This window comes from Streptomyces sp. CO7 (genome assembly GCF_053474865.1).
The window spans coordinates 53,860-57,589 of the sequence record NZ_JBRIOU010000008.1; the positions used below are offsets into that span (position 1 = coordinate 53,860).

The 3,730-nt window shown below is 72.1% G+C and carries 3 protein-coding genes, 1 tRNA gene and 1 other RNA gene; 1 reads left to right on the forward strand and 4 read right to left on the reverse strand.

Features of this window, described 5'->3' with window-relative positions; all coding sequences use genetic code 11:
* Together ACOV8S_RS25115 and ffs are read right to left on the reverse strand one after the other, a co-directional pair.
* On the reverse strand, positions 1–1,229 hold a 1,229-nt coding region (locus ACOV8S_RS25115; protein ID WP_448320500.1), incomplete at its 3' end, for a DNA polymerase III subunit gamma and tau.
* A 78-nt stretch (positions 1,230–1,307) separates the two neighbouring features.
* Positions 1,308–1,406, reverse strand: an RNA gene (ffs, locus tag ACOV8S_RS25120) — signal recognition particle sRNA small type.
* Between the two features lie 71 nt (positions 1,407–1,477).
* On the opposite strand from ffs, the gene ACOV8S_RS25125 reads away from it, so the two are divergent.
* Positions 1,478–1,565: transfer RNA gene (locus tag ACOV8S_RS25125), tRNA-Ser, on the forward strand.
* Between the two features lie 212 nt (positions 1,566–1,777).
* Here ACOV8S_RS25125 and ACOV8S_RS25130 read toward each other — a convergent pair.
* Positions 1,778–2,704 (reverse strand): calcium-binding protein, encoded by a 927-nt coding sequence (locus tag ACOV8S_RS25130; RefSeq protein ID WP_448320501.1) that lies wholly within the window; start codon positions 2,702–2,704, stop codon positions 1,778–1,780.
* A 186-nt stretch (positions 2,705–2,890) separates the two neighbouring features.
* Positions 2,891–3,730: methyltransferase domain-containing protein (locus ACOV8S_RS25135; protein WP_448320503.1), on the reverse strand; the 840-nt coding region annotated here is incomplete at its 5' end.

Sequence of the window (3,730 nt, forward strand, 5' to 3'; positions counted from 1 at the left end):
GCCGCGGGCCCGTGCGCCTCGGGTCCCGGCGCGTACCCCATGGCCGGCGCTCCCGCGCCCGCCGAGAAGTTGATGCCCCGCTCCATCCGGTCGAGCCGCGCCATCAGCGACCGCTCGTCCCCGTACGCGGCGGGCAGCAGCACCCGGGCGCAGATCAGCTCGAGCTGCAGGCGCGGCGAGGCCGTGCCCCGCATCTCGCCGAGACCCTCGTTGACGATGTCCGCCGCACGGCTCAGCTCGGCCGGGCCGAACACCGACGCCTGTGCAGCCATCCGCTCCAGCACGTCGGCCGGGGCGTCGATCAGCCCCTTGTCCGCGGCGTCCGGGACCGCCGCCAGGATCACCAGGTCACGCAGCCGCTCGAGCAGGTCCGCCACGAAGCGCCGCGGGTCGTTGCCGCCCTCGATGATGCGGTCGACCACCTCGAAGGCCGCCGCACCGTCACCGGTGGCGAACGCCTCGACGACGGAGTCCAGCAGGGAGGCGTCGGTGTAGCCGAGCAGCGAGGTGGCCATGGCGTACGTCACGCCGTCCTCCCCCGCGCCGGCCAGGAGCTGGTCCATCACCGACATCGAGTCACGGACCGAGCCGGCGCCCGCGCGGACCACCAGCGGCAGCACGCCCTCCTCGACCGGGATCTGCTCCTTGCCGCAGACCTCGCCGAGGTAGTCGCGCAGCGTGCCCGGCGGGACCAGGCGGAAGGGGTAGTGGTGCGTCCGGGAGCGGATGGTGCCGATGACCTTCTCGGGCTCCGTGGTCGCGAAGATGAACTTGAGGTGCTCCGGGGGCTCCTCGACCACCTTCAGCAGGGCGTTGAAGCCCTGCGGGGTGACCATGTGCGCCTCGTCGATGATGTAGATCTTGTAGCGGCTGGACGCCGGGCCGAAGAACGCCTTCTCCCGCAGCTCACGGGCGTCGTCCACACCACCGTGCGAGGCGGCGTCGATCTCGATGACGTCGATGGAGCCCGGGCCGTTGCGCGCCAGGTCCTGGCAGGACTGGCACTCGCCGCACGGCGTCGGGGTGGGGCCCTGCTCGCAGTTCAGGCAGCGGGCCAGGATGCGGGCGCTGGTCGTCTTGCCGCAGCCGCGCGGGCCGCTGAACAGGTACGCGTGATTGACCCGGTTGTTCCGCAGCGCCTGCTGCAGCGGGTCGGTGACATGCTCCTGCCCGATGACCTCGGCGAAGGACTCGGGACGGTAGCGGCGGTACAGCGCGAGAGACGACACGCCTACGAGGTTATAGGCGAGCGCCGACATACCGGAGGGCCTGTGGACAGCCCCACAGCGACCGCCGCGGACCCCGGGAACGCAAGCGCCCCCCACGCACCCGCCAGAGCCGACCTACCCTTGCTGCCTTCCGGCCCTGGGGGAGTTCAGTCAGATAGCGCCACGTGAGGGGCTCCGCACAGGGTACCCGATCCGGCCGGGGAGAACGAGTTCGCGACCACTGTCTCGAGTCATGTAATGTTCTTCCCGGAGGATTCGCCTAGAGGCCTAGGGCGCACGCTTGGAAAGCGTGTTGGGGGCAACCCCTCACGAGTTCGAATCTCGTATCCTCCGCCAGTGCCTCACCGGGCACGATGTCGAAGGGCCCCACCGTTCGCGGTGGGGCCCTTCGGCGTTGCCCTAAGGACCCGCCGACCGCCTCCAGGCGGTCCGGGCGGGAGCGGAGAAACGGGCCGGCCCGGACCGCTGAAGCGGTCCGGGCCGGAAGACACCGGGTCGGGCAGGGGTTCGTCGCCCCGCCGACCCGCTGCGGTCAGTCAGGTCGGGGTTCAGCGCACGTCGACGCAGTCACCGGTGGCGGTGACCGGCGGCGTGGTGGTGGTGCCCTCGAACTTGTAGCGGTAGCAGCGGTCGGCGGTGGCGGTGCGCGTCTGCGTCTCGACGCCCGCCAGGCTGCCGGTGCCGGTGCTGTGGCTGCTGGTGGTGGCGTACGAGCCGGTCATCGAGCGCTCCTGGAGGCGCACGGTCTGCTGGGTGTAGCCCGCGTACTTGTGGGTGTCCCAGTTGGCGCGCTCGAGCTTGCCGGTGATCGTGATCGTCTTGCCCTTGGCGACGGGCTCGGGGGCCGCGTTGGTGCTCAGCCGGGACAAGCGCTTGAGGTACCAGGTCTTGGCGTTGTCGGTGTCCACGGAGGTATCCGCGTCGGTGATCGCGTAGAGGGAGATCTTCCAGGCTCCGGCGTCCGCGTTCGTCAGGTCGTACTGAGGGTCGATCTTGTAGGTGGTCGTGCACGTGAACGTGGTGGCGCCGGACTGGACGCAGGGGTCGGTGTCCGCGCCGAACTCCTCGGACAGCAGGAACTGCTCCAGCCCGTCCTCGAGGTCGGTGCCACGCCAGAGCGCCGCGTCGCTGCCGTAGAGCGTCGACCCGCCGTTGACCGTCCACTTCACGGTGATCGTCTGCGTGTTCGTCGTCCCGACACCGGCGCTGTTGCCGCCGTTGACGGTGACTCCGGAGACGGTGGTGGAGGCGGCGGTGCCGCTCGCGGACAGGGCCTTGGGCGCGGCGGCCTTCGCCGCCGACGCGTCGGCGGCCGCGGCCCTGCTCCGCTCCAGCGCTCCGGCCGGTCCGGTCTCGCCCGCCATCGCGGACGGTGCGCCGAGCAGGCCGAGGGCGAGCCCGGAGGCGGCCAGGGCGCTGACGCCCAGGGTCACCTTCTTGCCGGACGTCATCTTCCTGCGGGCGTAATGGGACATGAGGCGGCTCCGTTGTCGACTGTCGACGGGCGGATGCGGGCGGCGGACGGCCGGACCCGCATCGCGCACGGCCACTGCGGCCGCACAGTCTTGATCGCCGGCGAGGTGAAAGGGTTGTACGCGTGCGGCAGTTGGGGCCTGTGAGGTGCGTCACCCGGCGGTGTCACGTCGTCCAGGAGCAGACCCTCAGGCCGTGCGTCGCACCGCGCGCAGCACGACGTCGCTGACGTGATGGGTACTGGCCGCACCCGGGGGGCGGCGGCGGGTCTCGTGGGCCTCGACGTGCCAGGTGCCGGGGTCCGCGGCGAGCGCGGCGGCGATCTCGTCGACGCCGACGAACGCCTCCGGGTCGTACATCCGGGTCCGGGCCGTCACGTCCACCGGTTCGCGCATCGACGTGAGGTCGTGGTGCACGACCAGGAGCGTGCCGCCGGGGGCGACGGCGGCGAGCAGGTTGCGCAGGCCACGCCGGTCGGGGGTGCGCTTGAACGAGCCGTACTGCAGGGAGACGAGGTCGAAGGTCTCGGCGCCGAGGGGCGCGGGATCGTTGACGTCGCCGCGGACGAGGGTGACGGCGAGCCCGCGGTGTTCGGCCTCGGCGCGGACCCGCGCGAGCGCGTTGCCGGAGATGTCGGTGGCCGTCACCTTCCAGCCGCGCTCGGCCAGCCAGAGGGCGTCGGCGCCCTCACCGGCGCCGACGTCGAGCGCGCTGCCCGGGGTCAGGGGGGTGGCCTCGTGGACGAGAGTGCCGTTGGGGTTGCCGCTCCAGGCCCGGTCGGGACCCCCGTAGCGGTGGTCCCAGTCGGCCTCCTCGCCCGAGTGCCGGACGGCGGCGCGCAGATCCTCGTCGGCGAGGCTGAAGGCGATCATGGCGCCGACCTGGCTGCCCTGGGCGGCCGACGGCAGCACCTGCAGGCTCGGGTCGGTGACGTTGCCGGCCGCGTAGACGCCCGGTACGGCGGTCTCGCCGCGCGCGTCGACGGCGAGGACGTCGCCGGCGCCGGTGGGGTGCGGGGTGGTGGTGAG